Source organism: Roseovarius halophilus (ex Wu et al. 2025) (assembly GCF_047086965.1).
In genome coordinates, this window is the sequence record NZ_JBKOTX010000111.1 from 1 (window position 1) to 19,544 (window position 19,544).

General features: G+C 61.7%; 23 protein-coding genes and 1 pseudogene. 14 read left to right on the plus strand and 10 right to left on the minus strand.

The genetic code is table 11. The features are described from left to right. Positions 1–68: 68 nt before the first annotated feature. The 10 genes and pseudogenes from tnpA to ACH107_RS19935 all read right to left on the minus strand — a co-directional run bounded on the left by tnpA (position 69) and on the right by ACH107_RS19935 (position 8,227). Entirely contained in the window at positions 69–446 is a 378-nt protein-coding gene (gene tnpA, locus ACH107_RS19890) for an IS66-like element accessory protein TnpA (protein ID WP_412507291.1), read from the minus strand. 155 nt (positions 447–601) lie between these two features. Then, positions 602–790, minus strand: a pseudogene (locus ACH107_RS19895) (IS481 family transposase); the annotation flags it as partial. Positions 791–810: 20 nt separating this feature from the next. Then, positions 811–1,785 (minus strand): dipeptidase, encoded by a 975-nt coding sequence (locus tag ACH107_RS19900; RefSeq protein WP_412507292.1) that lies wholly within the window; start codon positions 1,783–1,785, stop codon positions 811–813. Between the two features lie 13 nt (positions 1,786–1,798). Continuing rightward, the gene (locus ACH107_RS19905) at positions 1,799–2,497 is read right to left on the minus strand and encodes an ABC transporter ATP-binding protein (protein WP_412507293.1); all 699 of its coding nucleotides are present in this window, start codon (positions 2,495–2,497) and stop codon (positions 1,799–1,801) included. A 7-nt stretch (positions 2,498–2,504) separates the two neighbouring features. Beyond that, the gene (locus ACH107_RS19910) at positions 2,505–3,269 is read right to left on the minus strand and encodes an ABC transporter ATP-binding protein (protein ID WP_412507294.1); all 765 of its coding nucleotides are present in this window, start codon (positions 3,267–3,269) and stop codon (positions 2,505–2,507) included. A 4-nt stretch (positions 3,270–3,273) separates the two neighbouring features. Beyond that, positions 3,274–4,242 carry a branched-chain amino acid ABC transporter permease gene (locus ACH107_RS19915; RefSeq protein WP_412507295.1) on the minus strand — a complete coding sequence of 323 codons (969 nt, stop codon included), beginning with the start codon at positions 4,240–4,242 and terminating at the stop codon, positions 3,274–3,276. A gap of 4 nt (positions 4,243–4,246) precedes the next feature. After that, positions 4,247–5,110, minus strand: coding sequence for a branched-chain amino acid ABC transporter permease (locus ACH107_RS19920; RefSeq protein WP_240611728.1), 864 nt, complete (start codon positions 5,108–5,110; stop codon positions 4,247–4,249). Between the two features lie 66 nt (positions 5,111–5,176). Then, the gene (locus ACH107_RS19925; protein WP_412507296.1) at positions 5,177–6,343 is read right to left on the minus strand and encodes an ABC transporter substrate-binding protein; all 1,167 of its coding nucleotides are present in this window, start codon (positions 6,341–6,343) and stop codon (positions 5,177–5,179) included. Between the two features lie 83 nt (positions 6,344–6,426). Then, positions 6,427–7,053 (minus strand): TetR/AcrR family transcriptional regulator, encoded by a 627-nt coding sequence (locus ACH107_RS19930; RefSeq protein ID WP_412507297.1) that lies wholly within the window; start codon positions 7,051–7,053, stop codon positions 6,427–6,429. Between the two features lie 505 nt (positions 7,054–7,558). Then, positions 7,559–8,227 carry an XRE family transcriptional regulator gene (locus ACH107_RS19935; RefSeq protein WP_412507298.1) on the minus strand — a complete coding sequence of 223 codons (669 nt, stop codon included), beginning with the start codon at positions 8,225–8,227 and terminating at the stop codon, positions 7,559–7,561. A gap of 102 nt (positions 8,228–8,329) precedes the next feature. On the opposite strand from ACH107_RS19935, the gene ACH107_RS19940 reads away from it, so the two are divergent. From ACH107_RS19940 to ACH107_RS20005, 14 genes are all read left to right on the plus strand, one after another. Beyond that, positions 8,330–9,022, plus strand: coding sequence for a hypothetical protein (locus tag ACH107_RS19940; RefSeq protein WP_412507299.1), 693 nt, complete (start codon positions 8,330–8,332; stop codon positions 9,020–9,022). Positions 9,023–9,285: 263 nt separating this feature from the next. Beyond that, positions 9,286–9,498, plus strand: a complete 213-nt coding sequence (locus tag ACH107_RS19945) for a helix-turn-helix transcriptional regulator (protein WP_412507300.1) — start codon at positions 9,286–9,288, stop codon at positions 9,496–9,498. Then, positions 9,495–9,866, plus strand: coding sequence for a hypothetical protein (locus ACH107_RS19950; protein WP_412507301.1), 372 nt, complete (start codon positions 9,495–9,497; stop codon positions 9,864–9,866). The genes ACH107_RS19945 and ACH107_RS19950 overlap by 4 nt, the downstream gene beginning before the upstream one ends. Before the next feature lie 44 nt (positions 9,867–9,910). Further along, positions 9,911–10,399, plus strand: a complete 489-nt coding sequence (locus ACH107_RS19955; RefSeq protein ID WP_412507302.1) for a hypothetical protein — start codon at positions 9,911–9,913, stop codon at positions 10,397–10,399. Then, positions 10,396–11,172, plus strand: a complete 777-nt coding sequence (locus tag ACH107_RS19960) for a hypothetical protein (RefSeq protein WP_412507303.1) — start codon at positions 10,396–10,398, stop codon at positions 11,170–11,172. Before ACH107_RS19955 ends, ACH107_RS19960 begins: the two co-directional genes overlap by 4 nt. After that, complete coding sequence (locus tag ACH107_RS19965; protein ID WP_412507304.1) at positions 11,165–11,665, plus strand: hypothetical protein; 501 nt, start codon at positions 11,165–11,167, stop codon at positions 11,663–11,665. The genes ACH107_RS19960 and ACH107_RS19965 overlap by 8 nt, the downstream gene beginning before the upstream one ends. Further along, a complete protein-coding gene (locus tag ACH107_RS19970; protein WP_310703076.1) occupies positions 11,665–12,411 on the plus strand; it encodes an ATP-binding protein in 747 nt (248 codons plus the stop codon). The genes ACH107_RS19965 and ACH107_RS19970 overlap by 1 nt, the downstream gene beginning before the upstream one ends. Positions 12,412–12,434: 23 nt before the next feature. Further along, positions 12,435–12,932, plus strand: a complete 498-nt coding sequence (locus ACH107_RS19975) for a DUF669 domain-containing protein (protein ID WP_310703075.1) — start codon at positions 12,435–12,437, stop codon at positions 12,930–12,932. Between the two features lie 63 nt (positions 12,933–12,995). Further along, complete coding sequence (locus ACH107_RS19980) at positions 12,996–13,358, plus strand: hypothetical protein (RefSeq protein ID WP_310703074.1); 363 nt, start codon at positions 12,996–12,998, stop codon at positions 13,356–13,358. Then, entirely contained in the window at positions 13,358–14,302 is a 945-nt protein-coding gene (locus ACH107_RS19985; RefSeq protein WP_412507305.1) for a hypothetical protein, read from the plus strand. Before ACH107_RS19980 ends, ACH107_RS19985 begins: the two co-directional genes overlap by 1 nt. Then, the gene (locus tag ACH107_RS19990; protein WP_412507306.1) at positions 14,296–16,044 is read left to right on the plus strand and encodes a DEAD/DEAH box helicase; all 1,749 of its coding nucleotides are present in this window, start codon (positions 14,296–14,298) and stop codon (positions 16,042–16,044) included. Before ACH107_RS19985 ends, ACH107_RS19990 begins: the two co-directional genes overlap by 7 nt. Continuing rightward, positions 16,041–16,265 (plus strand): DUF6511 domain-containing protein, encoded by a 225-nt coding sequence (locus ACH107_RS19995; protein WP_310703071.1) that lies wholly within the window; start codon positions 16,041–16,043, stop codon positions 16,263–16,265. Before ACH107_RS19990 ends, ACH107_RS19995 begins: the two co-directional genes overlap by 4 nt. Beyond that, a complete protein-coding gene (locus ACH107_RS20000; RefSeq protein WP_412507307.1) occupies positions 16,265–18,535 on the plus strand; it encodes a PriCT-2 domain-containing protein in 2,271 nt (756 codons plus the stop codon). Before ACH107_RS19995 ends, ACH107_RS20000 begins: the two co-directional genes overlap by 1 nt. Positions 18,536–18,927: 392 nt before the next feature. Further along, complete coding sequence (locus tag ACH107_RS20005; RefSeq protein WP_412507308.1) at positions 18,928–19,416, plus strand: crossover junction endodeoxyribonuclease RuvC; 489 nt, start codon at positions 18,928–18,930, stop codon at positions 19,414–19,416. Positions 19,417–19,544 lie beyond the last annotated feature (128 nt).

Genomic DNA, 19,544 nt, shown 5'->3' on the forward strand with positions numbered 1-19,544 from the left:
GTCATGGCCTTTACGGAAATCCACCGGCCGCGTCGCGACCATGATACGGACCTTGTGCGCGGGCAGCATTACGCGGGCACCCCGAGCGCCCGGACGATCTCGGCAATGCGCTCCGAAGGGGTGTCGGCGGCGAGGTGGATCGCCACGTCACCGACCGCGATCCGGACATCGTACCCGGCGGCATGGCCGTCCGCGTCGGGCGGAGTCTCTTCCGCGTCGCAGACCACGAGCGGCGCGAACACCGCCTCATCCCCATCGCGCTCATCGGCCGGCAGGACGAGATCGCCGTCCTTCGCCATGCGCCGCCATGCCGACAACTGGTTCGGCCGGATGCCGAACCGCGCCGCCACCGCGTTGACCGTTGCACCAGGCCGAAGGGTCTCCGCGACAACATGCGCCTTCACCTCATCCGGCCAGCGCCGTTGACCGGACGCATGGACCTCCACCCCCAACGACCTGAGAAACGCATTCGTAGCACACATTGCGAAACGCACTCCCTGTCTTGTGACAGGACCGGCCTCGCATTGCCCGGAAAACAGCGGAAGGTGGGGGCCAGCTCGCGCTTACGAAAAAACGCATCTCTTGATGGGATGCGAACGCTGTTTAGTCCCGGCATCTGGTGGATCGGGTCGAGAATGAATCGATCCGGCTCTGGGGTCCAGACCTTGCAGATATATTCGTGTGGTGTGAGGCCGCCGAGGGTCTTGAGACGCCGGGCGGAAGTGCAGGCTGCCATGAAGTCTGTGAGGTGCGCGCGCAGCTGATCGTGGCTGTCGTAGTGGAAGCGCTTGCCCCAGAGGAAACCCAGGATCACCAGACGCGATCGAGCACAGACAACCAGTTTTCCCCCATAACTTTGCAGATCTTGCCCTCCGACCAGCCGGCGCGTGCCATAGCGGCGGTGAGGTTGGGGAAGTCGGCGATGCTCTCTAGACCATCGGGGAACTCGACGTCCCAAATCTCGGTCAATTGACGACCGGTGCCCTTATCACGGTTGAGATACTCAAAGAAGGTTTTGTCATAGCCCACGGTGAAGTCGGTGCCGAATCCAACACGGTCTTCGCCCACGAGATTCACGACATAGTCGATTGCGCTGACATAATCGTCGACGGTCGAGTCATTGCCGCGTGGAAGGAATGGGGGGAACATGGTGACGCCGACGAACCCATCATGATCGGCGATCAAGCGCAGTTGTTCATCGGTCTTGTTGCGGGGGTGCGCCTTGAGACCGTGCGGCAGACAATGGCTGTAGGCGACGGGGCGATTTGAGGCTCGGATCACATCTTCCGACGTCTTGGGGCCAACATGCGATAGATCGCAGAGCATACCGACGCGGTTCATTTCGGCAACGATGTCATGGCCGAAGTCTGAAAGACCGCTATCGGTGCTTTCATAACAACCGCTGCCGACGAGGTTCTGAGTGTTGTAGGTCATCTGCACGATGCCCACGCCCTGTTGCTTGAACAGTTCGACGAATTCCACCCGATCCTCAAAGGCGGTCGTATTCTGAAAGCCCAGCACGATCGCCGTCTTGCCATCCGCTTTGGCGCGGCGAATGTCATCGACAGAAACAGCTTTTGTGATCTGATCGCCGTGCCTGGAAAACATGCCGTTCCACGCACCGATGTTAAGCATCGTGTCCCGAAAATTCTCCCATACGGAACAGGTGCAATTAGCAGCCGTCAGACCGCCTTTGCGCATCTGATTAAAGACGTCTGCGCCCCAATTCGAAATTATCAGTCCATCAAAGACGATCAAATCTTCATGGAGATTATTCTTGGTCATGTTCTTTCCATTCCTAGAGGTAGATATTCTTGATGATTGCATCGTGGTCGTGCTCCATCGCCTTGACGTCACCGCCATCGACAACGGCACCGTCACGCAACACGATGAAGCGATCTGCGGCCCGGAAGGCCAATTTCAGGTTCTGCTCGACCATCAGCAGCGTTACGCCCTCGGCCTTTAGCCCATCCATGAGCACAGCGATCTCTTCGCAGAACTCGGGAGACAGGCCGCCGGACGGTTCGTCGAGGAGGAGCAATCGTGGCTGTGACATGAGCGCTCGGCCAACGGCGACCATCTGTTGCTCGCCGCCCGAGAGCGTTCTGGTGGGTTGCTTGCGGCGCTCTGCCAGGCGTGGAAAACGCTTGTAAACGCTGTCCAAGGTCGACGAAGCGGACTTGCTGCCGCGCTGCATGGCGCCGAGGCGGAGGTTGTCTTCAACCGAGAGATCCGGGAAGAGGTCGCGACCTTGACTGACCTGCGCCACGCCATGCGAAAAGATTTGGTGCGGGGCGAGTCCCGCAAGTTCTTGATCTCCGAGTTTTACTGATCCGGAAGCTGGCCTCACAAAACCACAGATCGCATTAAGTGACGTGGACTTTCCCGAACCATTTGCACCTAGAAGAGTAAGGCACTCACCTTTCAGAATGTCGTAGCTGGCACCACGCAAGATCGGTTTCTTGCCATAGGCGACGTCGAGGTCGCGGATTGTCATCAATGTCTCAGGCATGTCCAAGGTAAGCCTCCAGCACGGCGCGGTCTTCGCGGATTTCGGCAGGGGTTCCTTCGGCGATGCGCTGGCCGGCCGCCATCACCATGATCCGGTCGGCCCCAGCCATGACCAGTTCCACCGCATGTTCGATCAAGAGAATGCCGACGCCTTTTTCGCCCGCCATTCGCTTGATGATGTCCATCATCTGATCACGCGCGAGTGGCGACAGCCCTACGGCAGGCTCGTCCAGCAAAAGCACAGGCGGCTCAGAGGCAACGGTGCGGACGATCTCCACAATACGCTGTTGCCCGCCGGAGAGATCTGCTGCGCGTGTATCCGCCATATGGTCCATCTGCATCAACGCCAGCAGATCGCGTGACCTGGCAATCATTTCGCGCTCGGACGCCAAGGCCCGCTTGCGTCCAAGGATCACGTCGAGAATGGAACCCTCGGTTTGGGCGTGCAGCCCGGTCAGAACGTTCTCCAGCACTGTCAGCGCCGGGAACAGGCCGCCGTTCTGGAATGTCCTGCGGATACCATGCTCGGCGATACTGTGTGGGGAAAGATGGGCTACGTCATGTCCCTTGAGGCGCACGCTGCCACCGCTCGGGCGGACATAGCCCGAGACAGCATTGAAGAGCGTCGTCTTTCCGGCCCCATTGGGGCCGATCACAGCCATGATCTGTCCGGGTGCCAGCGTCAGCGAGACATCGCGCAGGGCGTGCAGACCCGCAAAGCTGACATCGAGAGCCTCGACTTCGAGTAGGGGGGGCATGGTCTTACTCCCTGTAATAACGTTCGACAAAGATTGGCGATACCTTGCGGAGCAGGCTCGCCAGCCCGTCGGGCAGCGCCAGAAGCACGCCTATGACAATGAGGCCGAAGAAGAGTTCCTCCATGCCGGGAAAGCTTCTCAGGTATTCGGGAAGGACGGTCAGGGTCGCTGCTCCGAGGACCGCCCCGATCACCGAGCCCAGGCCGCCGACCAGGACCATTGCGAAGCTTACGATCAGGTGGAGCATCCCGAAGCTTTCAGGAAACACGTAACTGGTATGGAGGGCAAAGAGCGCGCCTGCGCAACCGACTACGAAGCCCGACCACATGAAGGCAAAAACGATTATCTGCGCCGTCGGAATCCCGAGCGAGGCGGTGGCCACCTCGTTCTCCCGGACGGCCATGACCGACCGGCCGACACGCGAGCGCAAGAGGTTCAGGGTGGCCTTGAAAAGCAGGACGGCGACAGCGAGGAACACATAGAATTTGGCATGGTCGCCGACGAGAGAGACCCCGAAAAGAGATTGCGCCGGAAGGCTCATGCCATCGGTGCCACCCGTAATGGATGTGCCGTGAACGTAGAGCCAGCGCATCAGCTCTCCAAAGGCCAGCGTGATGATCGCAAGGTAGTAGAAACGGATACCTCGCAGGGCGGCTGCCGAGGCCAAGAAGCCGCCTGCCGCACCGGCAAACCCGGCCAGGGGGATAGACAGGATCCAGGGGAGGCCAAAGCTGTTGACCAAAATCGCCGAACCGTAGGCACCCAAGCCGAACAGGGCGGTGTTAGCAAACGCGAGCTGGCCGAGATTGCCAATCACGAAATTGAAGCCCAGAGCGACCAACGCGAAGATTACAATGCTGTTGGCAATGAACTGCACGTAGGCGTTCGTGCTCAGCGGCAGAAGCAAGAGCAGCAGGGGAACCGCCCAGAAAAGGGCAGTGCGCAGGCGGAGTTGTGAAGGTGTTGGCATCATTGGATCACACCTTCACGATTGTTTTGCGCCCGAACAGGCCTTGTGGCCGCAGGAACAGGACGAAGACGATAACGAGATAGGCTGTGATGTCGATCAGCGCGGAGTCGATGTAGGCACCAGCATACTGTTCGCTGAGCCCCAGCAGCAGGGCGCCCAGAACCGCGCCGTAGAGCGAGCCGAAACCGCCGAGCGTCATGGCTGCGAAGCCCTTGATGAGAAAGCTGGCACCCAAGTCGGGATGCAGGAGCGAAATCGGTGCTATGAGAATGCCGCCGATCGCGCCCAAGGCGGCGCCGATGCCCCATGTGAAGTCATTGAAGCGGTCGACATTGATGCCGATCAACTGGGCCCCGCGTGCCGATTGGTAAACCGCCTGCACCATCTTTCCGATATCGGTAAGTGCAAGCACGCCGAAGAACACCGCGAGCATGATCCCTGTGGTGGACAGGATGAAAACCGCATCGCCGGTGATAATCAGATCGCCAACGAAGATCGGGTCCATGTCGAAGACGCGCGGCATCGGGAGAACTTCGCGGCCCCAGACAATACGCGCGATGCCGCGAAAGACGTAGCCTGCCGAAATGCACATCAAGGCAAAGCCGATATGTGGCCCGCCACGAATTGGGCGGATCAGGCCGCGACTGAAGGCAAGGCCCAGGAGAAACATGGCAATCACTGCCAGCATCGCTGCCGGGACAAACGCCACACCAAGCAAAACCACAAGCACATAGCTCAGGAAGGCGCCTGCCATGACGAAATCACCATGTCCAAAATTGACGATCGTGGTCGACCGGTAGACGACAGTGAGCGACAGAGCGATCAGTGCATAGATAGCACCCTGAGAGATCCCACTGATCGTGAGTTGCATGAACATATCCGGAACTCCGTGGAAGTCGGCCGGAGACCCATGGCCTCCGGCCCTGATTGGGATGGTCTAGTAGGGCGTGTTCCACGCGCGCAGCACTGTGGGCTTGCCATCTACGAAACCCGCGACGGCTGATCCTTTCACCCCCTGGTGGTCCGTCGCACTCCAGGTGATCGGCTCTGACAGCACGCCTGTTTCAAAATTCTCGATTCCCTCCATGGCCGAGATCAGTTTGTCGCGCGTCAGATCCGGACCAGCAGCTTCGAGCGCGGCGACAAGCGCCTTGGCGGAGCCGATGGAAACGAAGCTGAAGGTCGACAGCTCTTCGTCGGGTGCGTATTCCGCCAGAATATCGCGAACCGGCTGAAGCTCGGGTCCGTCGAGGTTGTCGACATAAGAGTGGATCACGAAGTAGTTCTTCACCGTTTCGAAATCGCCAACACGCTTGAGCGTGTTTTCAAGGTCCGTGCCAGCCGTGCCCATGACGGGAATGTCGCCAAGCCCGTACTTCTTGAGATCGCGCAGGAAGATCGCGGTTTCAGCTTCGTAGATCGCCGCGATGATGAAATCCGGCTTCGCTTCACGCAGCTTGAGGATTTGCGCCGTCGCATCGGTCTGTCCGCGCTCCATGGTCAGTTCGGCAACCGGGGTCACGCCATTCTCGGACAGGTATTCTCGCGCCGGGTTCGAATAGCTATGGGCCCAGTCGTTCGAGTGTTCGATGATCGCGACGCGTTCGGTGTCAGGCTTCGAGAGCACGAACCGCGCCATGGCGCGTCCGTTGGCGGATCCGGTCGGGACACCGTGGAAGATATTTCGAGCCAAGGGCTTCGAGATGGAGTCGCTGACGGCATGGGCGACAAGCCAGGGCAGGCCCGCCTCTTCGACAACCGGCCGGATGGCAACCGCGACACCGGAGCAGGAATTCCCATGAAGCATGAAGACCTCGTCTCGGTGGATGAGCTTCTTGGCGGCTGCGAGTCCTTTGCTAGGGTCACAGGCGGTATCTTCCGGTATCGCCACGAGCTTACGGCCATGTACACCGCCTTCGGCGTTGACCTTGTCGTAGTAGGCCATCATTCCCACCAGCGCCTTGCTGTAGGAAGACGCGTTTCCAGAGAACGGTCCCATGACTCCAATGGAAATGCTGTCATCGGTAACGCCGGGCACGTCCTGGGCCATGGCAGGTAGGCCTGCCATGACAAGGGCGGCGATCAATTTAAGTCTCTTCTTCATTTCTAGTCTCCTGTCTGTTGGGCTTCGTTTTTCGTTTTTGCTGGTTGCGAACAAACCAGACTGTTTTTTAACTCCAAAAACCGTTACTCTACTATCGGCTTGACCCTTTCACGAAGCAGAACGGCCATGACTTTCAGCATGTCGTGCAGAAAGTCTCTGTCAGGACGAAGCACGGCCTGAACCGCCATGCCGCGACACATGTTCATCACGATGTTCATTACCACCGCCGGATCCAAATCAGAGCCAGGTGCTGGTGCGAATGTTTCGCGCCAGATGGACTCAAACCGGCTATGGAGGGAAAAAATGGCTGGTTGAAGCCGGCGGCGCAATTCCTCGTCTCCACGGGCGGCAACGATGATCTCGAGCGAGGCGTAGAACCAATCGCCTTCAAGCATGCGTATCCAAACACGACCTAGAAAGTCGTCAAGACTCAGCGTGCCGGAGCGCAACTCGGTCGCCTGCGTCGACAGGCCCTCGGCGAACGCATCGAACATGTCCTCGGTTGCCGCAACGATAAGGTCGATTTTTTCAGGGTAGTGATGCGTTTGTGCGCCGCGCGATACTCCAGCCCGCTTGGCGATACCAAGAGACGTTGTATTGGAGTAGCCGACCTCCATCAGAAGGGCGATCGTCGCCTCTTGCAAAAGCCTGCGGGTGCGATCGCTACGCTCTGTCTGGGTTCTGTGAGGCTGTTTCACGAGATTTGACATACAGACCAGGCTGTTTGTAAGGATGTGATTCTGTCAAGTTGTTTTTTTGAATGGCGCCGTGATGTCTGTAAGCGCCAGCTGGGCCCCACGGTTTTTCAGCTTGACGGCTGGAAGTTCCAGGGGAGGAGTTCGTCGATCCGGTTTTTACACCGCCGTTGACAGCTGCTATGAACCAGAAATCCTCCGTTACGAAAACCTCAAATCTGTCCCATGGGTGCCGACGTCAGACAGCAAAGGACGCGCATATACCGTTGAGGGGCTCGACCCCGGCTTTGCGCGCCCGCGCGAGCCGGGGCATGTCCTCCGAGCCAACACAAAAGACGCTCTGGTGCGGCTTGCCGAACTCCAGACCTACCCCGCTCTGCTGCACCGCGTTCGGGATAACTCTCACGGAGCCTGTTTGATACGTGCGCAAGGATTGAGGCGCGCCTCGCTACTCCCACCCCCGTTCACGTCACAATGCCCCATCTTGACGCTATCGTATTTTTTGGTTTGTAAGACAACGTCACATCTCCCGCCCGTACCACCGCACGCGCCCAATGATATTGACCTCTTCGGCGGTACATTCATAGGGGGAATACTGATGATTGTCGGAGATGATCCGCACCCGGGGTGGGTCACTCATCGGCACGTGCTCGAGCCGTTTTGCCACAAGTCCCATCCCATCGTGGAGCACAAAGACACCAGACGGTATCGGGCTGCGTCGGTTCATATCGACCAGCACGACGTCGCCTTCATTCAACGTCGGGGTCATGCTGTCGCCTTGCACCCCCATGACGCGCAGCATGGATGGCGCCGCCTTCAGACGATCGTGGATCCAGGCGCGGCGGAAGTGGAAGTTCCGCCCTGGCTGATCCTCGTTATCAACGACTGTCCCGCCGCCCATGGACGGGCGTACAGAGGCGTACTGAATGGCGACGAAGTCGTTGTGGTAATCCTCCGTGATAGGATCATCACCCTCCACCCTGCCCTTGCCGGACAAGAGCCATTCTCTGTCGACCTTCACTGCGTCGGCAATGCGGGTCAGCTTGTCGAGATTGGGCGTTTGTGAGCGTCCACGCAGGATGTCGTATACGAAGGACCTGTTGACCTCGGCGGCGCGCGCCACCTTGGCCACCGACATGCCGAGTTGGCGTATCCGCGCACGCAGACGTTCATGCATTGGCACAGACATTGTCACTCCTAAATGCCAGATTTTGTGGAAATGACAGGATTGCAGCCGGCTTGTCAATCCGATAGGAACAAAAACAGAACACTAGGCAGAGGGGAATCAAAGATGCGGCTTGAGCGCGATGCATTTGAACTGGCCGAGCTTGCCGAGCGCTGGCGCATCTCCGGCGCCGATATTCGCTACCTGGTTGCCAGCAATCAACTGCAGCTTTCTGTGCGTGTTGTGGCGCAACCCGTGCTGCTGTCCGACGAGGAGTATACAGATGAGGGGCAGCCGTTCTGGCTACCCGCCGAAGAGACGGTCTTCTCCGGGCTGGGGGATTTGCCGCTGCGTGATGCGTTCCGATTGGTCCGGGACGGAGAGGTCCATGTGACCGATCTCTTTTTGCCGGAGGCGAAGCGCATGACCCTGCGGGGCGGCGAGGGCATCAGCTTTTCGCATGTTGACCTTCTTGTCCGGCGCGAGCGCGCGCGAGCTTTCGAGCGCGAGGTCATTACGGCATCTGAGACGTCGGTCGGCGCTTTTGATTTTCGGCTTTTTGTATACGACGATCAGGAGTTTGCCTTTACTGTTCCGCAAGCCCGCGCCTTCGAGTTCATGGTGGCACAAACCCGTGATGGGGCCCCGGACCAACATTACACAGACATCCTCAACGCCGTTGGCTCGGCGTCGCAGAGGCTCAGCAGTTTGTTCAGCCGCAAGCCATACTGGTCAAGGCTTCTGCTCAAAACCGAAGGCCAGCGCGGCTGGTACCATCTCAAGCCGGAGTTCGTGATCTGGCTGCTTGCCGATACCTGAGGCCAGTCCCCCTCCGTGATGTTCGCCCGCCCCTTCGGCGGGCGTTTTGATTCGAGCCGGTCGCAAGCGACCGCGCCTGGTTTGAATGCATCCGGTTTGCACCCGGTCTGCACTCGTATGCGTTCGTCTGCATGTGCTGCGCGTCGGGTGTTTTTACCAAGCAAAACAGTTCTTTAAGAAATTGCGCGATGCATCCCACTTGTGGGACGTCGCAGCACAGAAATTCAGGCATCCCTTCTCCACAGATCGAACAGGAGAAGCGAATGACTGATCAATTTCTCAATCAGGTCCATCTGGCGCGGCGTTGGCATGTCAGTCCGCGCACGCTGGAGCGCTGGCGGTGGAAAGGCGACGGGCCTGCATATCTCAAGATCGGTGGACGCGTTGTGTACCGGCTCGCGGACGTCGAGACCTATGAGCGCAGCCGTTACGTCACCAGCACTGCGCAAACACCGTCGCGGCAGGCGCTGCAATGACGATGTCGCGCTGTCTTAAAACCCCGCCGACGGACGCCGGATATTGCGCAAGTCGAGCCGGCGAAATCACCGATATCGACCTGTACGCCTGGATTGCCCAGGCCGAGGCTGGCGACGCCCTGATCTACCACTCCGGCTTTCTTGTGGTCGATACGGACAAGGCGCTGTCGATGCTGCCGACAGAGCAGCAGCAGGCGCTGCGCGGCGTTGCCGAGGCCGCGTTTCGCGCGGCCGGACAGGGCCTTGTCCATCTCGTGCAGCAGCGGCTTGAGATCGACCGTTTCGCCTACATCGCCATCGCCCGGCCCAAGCCGAAGACTGCCACCGGATCGCTGTCCGCGCTGCTGTTCGCTGAGCAGGCGGCATGACGTCCCCCACACGCACACCACTAACCAACCAAGGAGGTACAAAAATGCCATTTCCCAAAAACACCCCGAGCGTGGATGACATGCTCAACATGCCGGCCGGCGAGCTGGCGCAGCTGCCGGTTGAGTTGCTCACCAGCCTGCAGGCCGAACTGGCCCATGCCAACAAGCAGCTGCGCGCCGCAACCGCGCGTTTCAACACCGCGCTGGAGGCGCGTTATGCCACCCGGGCCGCAGAGGCCCGCAGCGCCTTTGGCAAGGACACGGGCACCGTGAGGCTGGCCGATGGCGCCTACACCGTGGTGGCCGATCTGCCCAAGCGCGTCGACTGGGATCAGGACAAACTTACGCAGATGGCCGCCAAGATCGCGCACAGCGGCGAGGACCCGGCCGAGTTCATCGACACGAAGCTGACAGTCTCTGAGCGCAAATACGGCGCGCTGCCCGAGGCTTGGCGCAAGGGGCTCGAGCCGGCGCGCACGGTGAAAGCCGGCACGCTGAAGGTCACTCTCGAGCCGCAGGATGCCGCGCAATGACCGCGTTGGCCCACATTCCAAACCCCGCTCAAGACTTGCCCAGCCTGATCGAGCGTGCCGCGACCATGCTTTCGGGCGCCAGGACCGCCGCGGAGGTTCTCGAGGCCCGCGAAGCCGCCGGGCTGGCCTATGACGTGGCCAAGCGCACCGCACGCATGAAGAGCGCCAAGTCGGCGCATGACGATCTGGTCGCTGCTGCGCACCGCGCACAGGCCGATGCGCTGGAAATTGAAGCCGCCGCGAAGCGCCGTCTGGCCGACGAATACGATGCGGCACAGGCACGGGGTGAGGTTCAGCGCGCCGGCGGGGACAGGACAAGCATTGTTGCAGGCCACAACAATGCTCCGACGACGGATGATCTCGGCCTGCGCCGGGACCAGATCTTTGAGGCCCGTCAGCTCCGCGATGCCGAAACAAACGATCCCGGCATCGTGCGCCGCACGCTCGACGAGCGGCTCGATCGTGGCAAGGAACCGAACCGCACCGCCATGCGCAAGATGGTCACGGATGCCGCCCTGCGGGGGATACGTCCGCAGCGCAAACCCAGCCGCCGCAACCCGCTCTATGTGCCCCCGACGTCCGAACAGGCCGCCTGGCAGCATGTGACCGGCACGTTCCGCGCCTTTGCCGAATGGGCCACGGACGAGAACCTCGCTCTCGCGCGGCAAGGCATGCGCGAGGCGCAGGACGCCCCGTTTCACGACCTCGACGCTCAGGCCATCTCCGAGGGGTCGGCAGCTTTCACAACAATCAAGGAGTGGTTCGATGCTTGACAGCCAATCAGCGGCATTTGCCGAACGCGTCTGGGATTACGCATCCCGTCTGGGCAACAACGCCCCCAGGATCGCCGATGAGATGATGGAGGCGGCTTTCCCGCTGACCTGCACGCAGGCGCGGCAGGAAGGCGCGCTGCGCATGCTGCGCACCGGGATCATTTCCGAGGTCAAGCGCATCCTGCGCAACCGCGATGACACGCTTGGTCAGGTGGATTTCGCGGAGGTTTGTGAGGCCTTCGCGCCGCTGGTGAAGGATCTGCGCTCGAAATCCTACTTCGTCGAAAGCGCCGAGGAATACGTCGCGGTCCCCGACCTGATCGGCGAGCCCGTTCTGCTGGATGACGCGCGGCGGTTCATGCGGCGCAAGGGAATCGAATGCCTGACCGAAGCCGACCGGCTGGATGCGCTGTTTGCCGCGATCACGGCCGGCGATGCGCACGGCGACACACCGCACCCCACGAACACCCTTCCAAACCAAGGAGCACCCTGATGGCCATTTCTCTTTCATCCCTGCGAACGACCTCGGCTCTGACGCCGCCACGTATCCTGATGCACGGCGTTGCCGGTGTCGGCAAATCCACCTTCGCGGCCGATGCCGACAGGCCCGTGTTCATCATGACCGAAGACGGTCTTGGCAAGCTGCAGGTTCCGCATTTTCCCTTGGCGACCAGCTATACCGAGGTGGCCGAGGCGCTCCAAGCGCTCCTCGAGGAAGATCACGAGTATGGGACCGTCGTCGTGGACAGCGTCGACTGGCTCGAGCCGCTGATCTGGGCGGAAGCCTGCAAGCGCAATGGCTGGCAGTCGATCGAAACGCCGGGCTTTGGCAAGGGCTATGCCGAGGCGCTGAATATCTGGCGCGAATACCTCGACAAGCTGAACGCACTGCGCGACCGGAAGGGCATGGTGATCATTCAGATCGCGCATACCGACATCAAGCGTTTCGACAGCCCCGAGCACGAACCCTACGACCGGTATGTGATCAAGTTGCAGACCCGGGCCTCGGCGCTGCTGCAGGAACACTCCGATATCGTGCTCTTCGCAAATTACCAGATCTCGGTCGCCAAATCCGATGTCGGGTTCAACAAGAAGGTCACCCGGGCGCTCGGGTCCGGCGCGCGCGTCATGCACACCGAAGAGCGCCCCGCTTTCCTCGCCAAGAATCGCTACGGCCTGCCGGACACCCTGCCACTGGAGTGGTCGGAATTCCTCGCGGCCATGCCCCAATCCGAATGATCCAAACCTGAAAGGACACGACCATGGCACGTTTTGACGCCGCATTCGATGCCTCCAGCATCGATCCCACCACCGCCTATGAGCTGCTGCCCGCAGGCAAATATCGCGCCCAGATCGTCGAGAGCGAAATGCGCGCGACCCGCAATGGCATGGGCCAGTTCCTCTGGCTGATGCTGGATATTCTGGATGGCCCGCACCAGGGCCGGAAGATCTTCGACCAGCTGAACCTGGTGAACCCGAACCCGACCACGGTCGAGATCGCGCAGCGCACATTGTCGGCAATCTGCCACGCGACGGGGAGAATGCAGGTCAGCGACAGCGAGGAGCTGCACCTCATCCCGATGACGATCCAGGTGACGGTGAAACCGCCGAAGAACGGCTACGGCGAAAGCAACGCGATCCGGTACATGGTGCCGGACCCGAGCCCGGCCGCGCCGCAAGCGGCGAAGGCCCAGACTGCCGGGGCCGCTGCCGCTGCTCCGGCCAGGATGGCCGCCGCCCCCTGGAACAAGAAGGGCTGATGCACAGCGCTGCCCCGCGCCCGTCCGCCGGGGCAGCGCCCAACCCCATCTGAGGATACGTTCATGACTGACCTGACTAACGCGGCCCCCGTGGCCGCGAACAGACCCGGCTTGTCTGAATACCAGCGCCGGCTGATCGAACTCGACGACGATATCGCCAAGATCCGCACGCAGATCGCGACCGCCGATCTGGCACGTCAACGGGGCCAGACGCCGATCGATCCCGACTGGTTTCACCGGGCCCGGACTGCGCTGCGCCACTTGTGCCGTGAACGGTCCGAGTTGCTGGCGAAAGGCACCGGCCGCCGTCGTCGCGAAAAGCTCAAGGACGCCCTGATCGCCGTGCTGCGCGAGCGTCACGACACTGAGGCCTGGGACGGCATTCTGGCCGAAGCGCAGGCCCGCAGCGAACGGGAGGGGGTGTGATGGCTGATCTTCCCGCACCGCCCACGCCGACACTCACGGCGATCCATGCCTCCTATGAGGCCCGGCAGGGCGACGGCTTTCGTGATCACCTCGGCGCGTCGATCATTGGCAAATCCTGCGCCCGGGCGCTCTGGTATGATTTCCGCTGGATCACGCCTTCGCGCCATTCCGGTCGCCTGCTGCGCCTGTTCGAGACCGGGCAGTTGGAAGAGGACCGGATGGTCCGCAACTTGCGCGCCACCGGGGCGACCGTCCTGGAGGTGGATCCGGAAACCGGGCGTGAGTTCCGCGTCGAGGCCCATGGCGGGCATTTCGGCGGCTCGCTGGACGGTGTCGCCCTCGGTCTGCTGGAGGCCCCGAAAACCTGGCATGTGCTGGAGTTCAAGACGCACGGCACAAAGAGCTTTGCGGATCTGATCGCGAAGGGGGTGGTGCTGTCAAAGCCCCAGCATGCGGCGCAGATGCAGATCTACATGCAGCTCACGGGCATCACACGGGCCCTCTACATGGCGGTCTGCAAGGACACCGATGCGCTGCATCTCGAGCGGATCGAGGCCGATCCCGCCATGGCCGAGAGGCTACTGGAGAAGGCCGGCCGCATCATCTTCGCCCAGCATCCGCCGGCGCGGATCAGTGAGGATCCGGCATGGTTCGAATGCCGGTTTTGCGATCATCATGCCGCCTGCCACGACGGCGGTGGTGCTGCGGTGACCTGTCGGTCCTGCCTGCATTCCACAGCAGTCGATGCCGGGTGGCATTGCGCCCGTCACGACCGGATGCTCGCGCCGCCTGAGCAGCGTGCGGGCTGCCGCCGACATCTCTTCATCCCCGATCTCGTGCCGGGTGAGGTGATCGATGCGGGGGACGACATCGTCACCTACCGCATGCCCGATGGCTCCACCTGGGAAAATGACGCCCGCACCACGGAGGATGCGCCATGCTGACTTTGCGCCCGTACCAAAACGCCGCGATCACCTCAATCTACGACTATTTCCAGACCAACAGCGGCAATCCTCTGGTGATCATCCCGACGGCGGGCGGCAAGTCGCTCGTCATGGCGGCCTTCATCGAGGGCGTGCTGAAAGCCTGGCCCGATCAGCGCATCCTGATCGTGACCCATGTGCGCGAGCTGATCGCGCAGAACCATGCCGAAATGATCAGGCTCTGGCCCGAGGCCCCTGCAGGCATCTATTCGGCAGGGCTTGGCAAGCGGGAGGCGCAAGCGCGCATTCTCTTTGCCGGCATCCAGTCGATCCACCGCCGCGCGCAGGAAATCGGCCATACCGATCTGGTGCTGATCGACGAGGCGCACCTGATCCCGGGTACGTCCAGCACCATGTACCGACGGTTTCTGGACGGGCTGGCGCAGATCAATCCGGCGCTCAAGGTGATCGGATTGACCGCCACACCGTTCCGGCTGGACAGCGGCATGCTGCACGAGGGCAAATCGGCGCTGTTTACCGACATTGCCTATGACGCCTCGGTTCGCGAGCTGATCGACCAGGGATATCTCAGCCCGCTGGTCTCGAAGCAGCCCGCCACCCGGTTGGATGTCACGAAGGTGGGCACCCGCGCGGGCGACTTCATTGCGCGTGATCTGGCGGCCGCGGTCGATCAGGAGGCAACCACCCGCGCGGCTGTCACCGAGATCATCGCCTATGGCAAGGACCGCAAATCCTGGCTCGCCTTCTGCTCGGGCGTGGATCATGCGCGCCATGTTGCCGAAGAGTTCGGCCGGCAAGGCATCAGCTGCCGCACGATCTTCGGCGACACGCCCAAGGAGGAGCGCGATGCCATCATCGCCGCCTTCAAGCGGGGAGAAATCCGCGCGCTGGCCTCGATGGGCGTGCTGACCACCGGCTTCAACGCGCCGGCGGTCGATCTCATCGCGCTGCTGCGCCCCACGAAATCGGCCGGGCTCTATGTACAGATGGTCGGTCGTGGCACACGCTTGGCGGCGGGCAAGGAAAACTGCCTCGTTCTGGACTTCGCCGGCAATGTGCGCCGCCACGGGCCGATCGATCTGGTGCGTCCCAAACGTCCCGGTGAGGGCGGCGGGGGTGAGGCCCCCACCAAGGTCTGCCCGATATGCGAGAGCATCATTGCGCTCTCGGCCACCGAATGCCCGGACTGCGGATACGAGTTTCCCGCGCGCGAGGTGAAAGTTGCCCCGACCGCCGCCACTCTGCCGGTGCTGTCGCCAAAAGCGCCGAAATCGCCCCAATGGCTGCAGGTGAGCGACGTCTCCTACCGGCGGCACGACAAGCGCGGAGGACGGCCCTCGCTGAAGGTCACCTACAGCTGCGGTCTTGCGAGCTACAGCGAATGGGTCTGCTTCGAGCATCAGGGCTATGCGCGTCAGAAGGCGGTCGAGTGGTGGCGCAAACGCGCGCCGGGTGTGGACGTGCCGCACAGCGTCAATCGGGCCATTGCGCAGGCAAGCTGTCTGACCCGCCCCAGTGCGATCTCGGTCCGTCCCTCGGGCCGCTATTTTGAAATCACCGGTTACAGGTTCGATCCATGCCCCAAATCCATGTCGGCCTCTGCGCCGTCTGCCACCGGGAACCTCGCGGATTTGGCTGGTTCAACGCAGGTTTCCCCGTCTCAGACCAGCGGCGGGACGACAGCCGAAAGCACCTCTGCTCCCGGACCTGCCAGGACATCTGTCACGGGAGGACGGGCATGATCGATCCCACCCCGAACGAGAGCGAGGCCATGACCGTCGGCGGCCAGGAAGGCGGCGAATATCTCGAGAGCATCGGCAAATCCGATCTCGTAACCCTGACCGAAACCGAATGGGACCGCTTCATCGATGCGGTTGTCACCGGCTACTGCGACCACCTGCGTGAACTTGCGGGCAAGGACCGGACGCGGCTCGATGCCATGACCCCGGAGGTGCCGTTTTGATGGCTCACACATCTCACATGGCGCGCCTCGGTGCGCGCCTCGTCACCAATGGCTACGCAATCCTGCCGATCGCTCCGGGTACGAAAAAGCCGGGGCGCTTCCAGCGCGGGGCGTGGGCAGATTATCCGGAATGGAACCGGCATGCAGAAAGGGCTACGACGGAAGTCGAGGTAACGACGTGGTCGGCGTGGCCCGATTGCGGCATCGGCATCGTCGGAGGAGCGGTGGCGGCCGTCGATATCGACATTGCCGAGGATGCTGAACTGGCGATCCGGATCGAGCAGCTTGCCCGCACCCGCCTCGGCGACACTCCGGCGTTGCGGATCGGCAAAGCCCCGAAACGCATGCTGATCTATCGCACATCCGCACCGTTCCGGGGCATCAAGCGCCATCCGCTGGAAGTGCTCTGCCTCGGACAGCAGTTCCTTGCCTATGCCACCCATCCGGAGACCGGCGCACCCTATATCTGGCCGGATGACGGCCTCGCTGATCTCGATATCAGCGATCTGCCGGAAATCACCGCCGAGGCAGCGGCGGCGTTTCTCGACGAGGCTTATGAGCTGCTGCCAGACGCCCTGCGCCAGCGCGGCCTCTCTACCGGCATACCGTCGAGCGAACACCTGCGCAGTCATAGCCAGATCGGCACATTGCCCGCCATCCAGGCGGCCCTCGGATGGTTACCCAATGCCGAGCTGGATTATGACAGCTGGATGCGCATCGGCATGGCGCTGAAAGGCGCGCTCGGGGAAGCCGGGGCCGATATCTTTGCCGACTGGTCGGCGCAGGCCGCGAAAGACGTTCCAGCAGCCACGGCCAAGGCCTGGGCCAGTTTCAAGCCCGACCGGATTGGGGCCGGCACGATCTACCATCTCGCCATGGAGCGTGGCTGGCAGCCTAATGCCTCTCTGTGCCTGGATGGCTCCGCGGCCTGTGATGGTGCGCATCCGGCGGCGGGGCTGCTGTCTAGGCTGGACGTTCAATCAGACCAGAGCGATGACGTCCCGGCCAGCCCGCCATTCGCGCTGGTCATGCCGGACGGGCTGGTGGGTGATCTGACGGAGTACATGCTCACGACGGCGCGGCGTCCGCAGCCACTCCTGTCGCTCGGGGCGAGCCTGTGTGCCATCGGCGCGCTGATGGGGCGCCAATACCGGACCGAGAGCAACCTGCGCTCGAACCTGTATGTCGTGGGCATTGCCGACAGTGGATCGGGCAAGAACCACGCCCGCGAAATCCTCAACGAGGTCTTCTTCGAGGCGGGCCTTGCTCATCACCTCGGAGGCAACAAGATCGCGTCCGGGGCGGGCCTCCTGACCGCGTTGCACCGCCAGCCCGCGATCCTGTTCCAGATCGACGAGTTCGGCATGTTCCTCGCGGCGGCGGCGGATCGCAAACGCAGCCCGCGCCACATCACCGAAATCCTCGACAACATGACCGAGCTTTATACGGCCGCTGGTGGCATCTTTCTCGGCGCGGAATACGCCAATCGTGATGGGTCGAACGAACGGCGCGACATCGTCCAGCCCTGCCTTTGCGTCTATGGCACGACCACGCCGCTGCATTTCTGGGGCGCGTTGCAGGGCGCCAACGTGGTTGATGGTTCGCTCGCGCGTTTCCTGATCCTGCCGAGCGACGAGGATTACCCGGACGAGAACACTGCCATGGGCATTCGGCAGGCACCGCCCAACTTGATTGAGGGATTGAAGCGGGTCGCCTCGGGCGGTGGGCACCACACGGGCAACCTGACGGGCAAGACGGCGGATCAGAATACAACCGTGACACCGATGATCGTGCCCATGACCGATGAGGCGCGGGTGCGGTTCAAGCGGCTCAGCGACGAATTGACAGATGAGTTGCGGGCCGCCGCGGGAACGGCCTTCACCGCGATCCTGGCCCGGATCGGCGAGAATGCGTTGAAGCTCGCCATGATCGTGGCCGTGGGGCGGGATCCGGCGCATCCCGAGATCGACATCACGGCCGCCGACTGGGCTATCGGTTTTGTCCAGCACTACGCGCGACGGACGATCGAAGCCGTCCAGCGGCATGTGGCCGATACTGAAATCGAGGCGCATCTGAAGCGGTTGAAGGAGATTATCCGCGCGGCCGGAGCCAAGGGGATTACCAAATCCGAGGTCACGCGGGCGTCGCAATGGTTGAAATCCCGCGACCGCAATGAAATTCTGGAAACGTTGATCGAAAGCGGCGACATCACCACCGGCATGCGCGATACGGGCGGTCGTAGGGCCATGGTTTACCGGATGCTATCGTGAGCGACAGACTTCTTTCAAAACGGGGCTTTCTTCAAATTGAAAGAAGTTGGGGTCTAAGTCACTGTTCAGGAACGGCTTTTTGACTTCCTTCACTTCTTTCAATCTTTCAAGAGGACACGTGTGTATGTGTGTGCTCGCGCGCGATGAGAAGTAGGGAGAGGGTACCTATTGAAATAATTGAAGTATTGAAAGAAGGTATAATATATATACCAATCAACACCTTAGGGGCCGACTTCTTTCAAATCGGTCTGCTGAAGGAATTGAAAGAAGTGCCGGGCGAGCCACTCGCCCCGCACCTGCCATGACCAGACCACCCTTCGGGGCCTGGCGAGACCGCAGCCTTCACCGGCCAGCCCTCTCGCCGCGCTCGCCAAACCGAAGAGGAGGTCGTCATGACCCAACCTACTCAACACCCGCGCACCATCCTTGCCCTTGATCTGGGCACCACCACAGGCTGGGCCATCCGTGGCTTTGATGGCCTGATCACCAGCGGCACCGCCAGCTTCCGCCCCGGCCGCTTCGACGGTGGCGGCATGCGCTACCTGCGGTTTACCAACTGGCTGACCGAGCTCGACCGGCTGTCCGGCCCGATCGCCACCATATACTTCGAGGAGGTCCGCCGGCACGCGGGCACTGACGCGAGCCACGTCTATGGCGGTCTGATGGCCACGCTGACCGCGTGGGCCGAGCTGCGCGGCCTGCCCTACGAGGGCGTGCCTGTCGGCACCATCAAGCGTCACGCCACCGGTCGCGGCAACGCCAACAAGCAGGCGATGATCGACGCGGCGCGCGACCGCGGGTTCTCGCCCGCCGACGACAACGAGGCCGATGCCATCGCCATCCTGCTCTGGGCGATCGAGACGCAGAGAGGTGTGGCATGACCGGGATGCAGTTCACACCGAAAGGCTACGGCGGCCACCGCCGCGACCCCCAAAAGGTCAAGCGCGAGGGCTGGCGCGAACAGGGCGTGCTCGCCGTCTCGGTCGATGACGAGCGGCTCACCTGGCCC

Coding starts and splice junctions, on each gene's coding strand:
- ACH107_RS19995 (WP_310703071.1), top strand. CDS start 16,041: ATGATCGATCCCACCCCGAACGAGAGCGAGGCCATGACCGTCGGCGGC.
- ACH107_RS19935 (WP_412507298.1), bottom strand. CDS start 8,227: ATGTCTGTGCCAATGCATGAACGTCTGCGTGCGCGGATACGCCAACTC.
- ACH107_RS19975 (WP_310703075.1), top strand. CDS start 12,435: ATGGCACGTTTTGACGCCGCATTCGATGCCTCCAGCATCGATCCCACC.
- ACH107_RS19985 (WP_412507305.1), top strand. CDS start 13,358: ATGGCTGATCTTCCCGCACCGCCCACGCCGACACTCACGGCGATCCAT.
- ACH107_RS20005 (WP_412507308.1), top strand. CDS start 18,928: ATGACCCAACCTACTCAACACCCGCGCACCATCCTTGCCCTTGATCTG.
- ACH107_RS19915 (WP_412507295.1), bottom strand. CDS start 4,242: ATGATGCCAACACCTTCACAACTCCGCCTGCGCACTGCCCTTTTCTGG.
- ACH107_RS19905 (WP_412507293.1), bottom strand. CDS start 2,497: ATGACAATCCGCGACCTCGACGTCGCCTATGGCAAGAAACCGATCTTG.
- ACH107_RS20000 (WP_412507307.1), top strand. CDS start 16,265: ATGGCTCACACATCTCACATGGCGCGCCTCGGTGCGCGCCTCGTCACC.
- ACH107_RS19980 (WP_310703074.1), top strand. CDS start 12,996: ATGACTGACCTGACTAACGCGGCCCCCGTGGCCGCGAACAGACCCGGC.
- ACH107_RS19940 (WP_412507299.1), top strand. CDS start 8,330: ATGCGGCTTGAGCGCGATGCATTTGAACTGGCCGAGCTTGCCGAGCGC.
- ACH107_RS19945 (WP_412507300.1), top strand. CDS start 9,286: ATGACTGATCAATTTCTCAATCAGGTCCATCTGGCGCGGCGTTGGCAT.
- ACH107_RS19920 (WP_240611728.1), bottom strand. CDS start 5,110: ATGCAACTCACGATCAGTGGGATCTCTCAGGGTGCTATCTATGCACTG.
- ACH107_RS19950 (WP_412507301.1), top strand. CDS start 9,495: ATGACGATGTCGCGCTGTCTTAAAACCCCGCCGACGGACGCCGGATAT.
- ACH107_RS19970 (WP_310703076.1), top strand. CDS start 11,665: ATGGCCATTTCTCTTTCATCCCTGCGAACGACCTCGGCTCTGACGCCG.
- ACH107_RS19900 (WP_412507292.1), bottom strand. CDS start 1,785: ATGACCAAGAATAATCTCCATGAAGATTTGATCGTCTTTGATGGACTG.
- ACH107_RS19930 (WP_412507297.1), bottom strand. CDS start 7,053: ATGTCAAATCTCGTGAAACAGCCTCACAGAACCCAGACAGAGCGTAGC.
- ACH107_RS19990 (WP_412507306.1), top strand. CDS start 14,296: ATGCTGACTTTGCGCCCGTACCAAAACGCCGCGATCACCTCAATCTAC.
- ACH107_RS19910 (WP_412507294.1), bottom strand. CDS start 3,269: ATGCCCCCCCTACTCGAAGTCGAGGCTCTCGATGTCAGCTTTGCGGGT.
- ACH107_RS19955 (WP_412507302.1), top strand. CDS start 9,911: ATGCCATTTCCCAAAAACACCCCGAGCGTGGATGACATGCTCAACATG.
- ACH107_RS19960 (WP_412507303.1), top strand. CDS start 10,396: ATGACCGCGTTGGCCCACATTCCAAACCCCGCTCAAGACTTGCCCAGC.
- ACH107_RS19965 (WP_412507304.1), top strand. CDS start 11,165: ATGCTTGACAGCCAATCAGCGGCATTTGCCGAACGCGTCTGGGATTAC.
- ACH107_RS19925 (WP_412507296.1), bottom strand. CDS start 6,343: ATGAAGAAGAGACTTAAATTGATCGCCGCCCTTGTCATGGCAGGCCTA.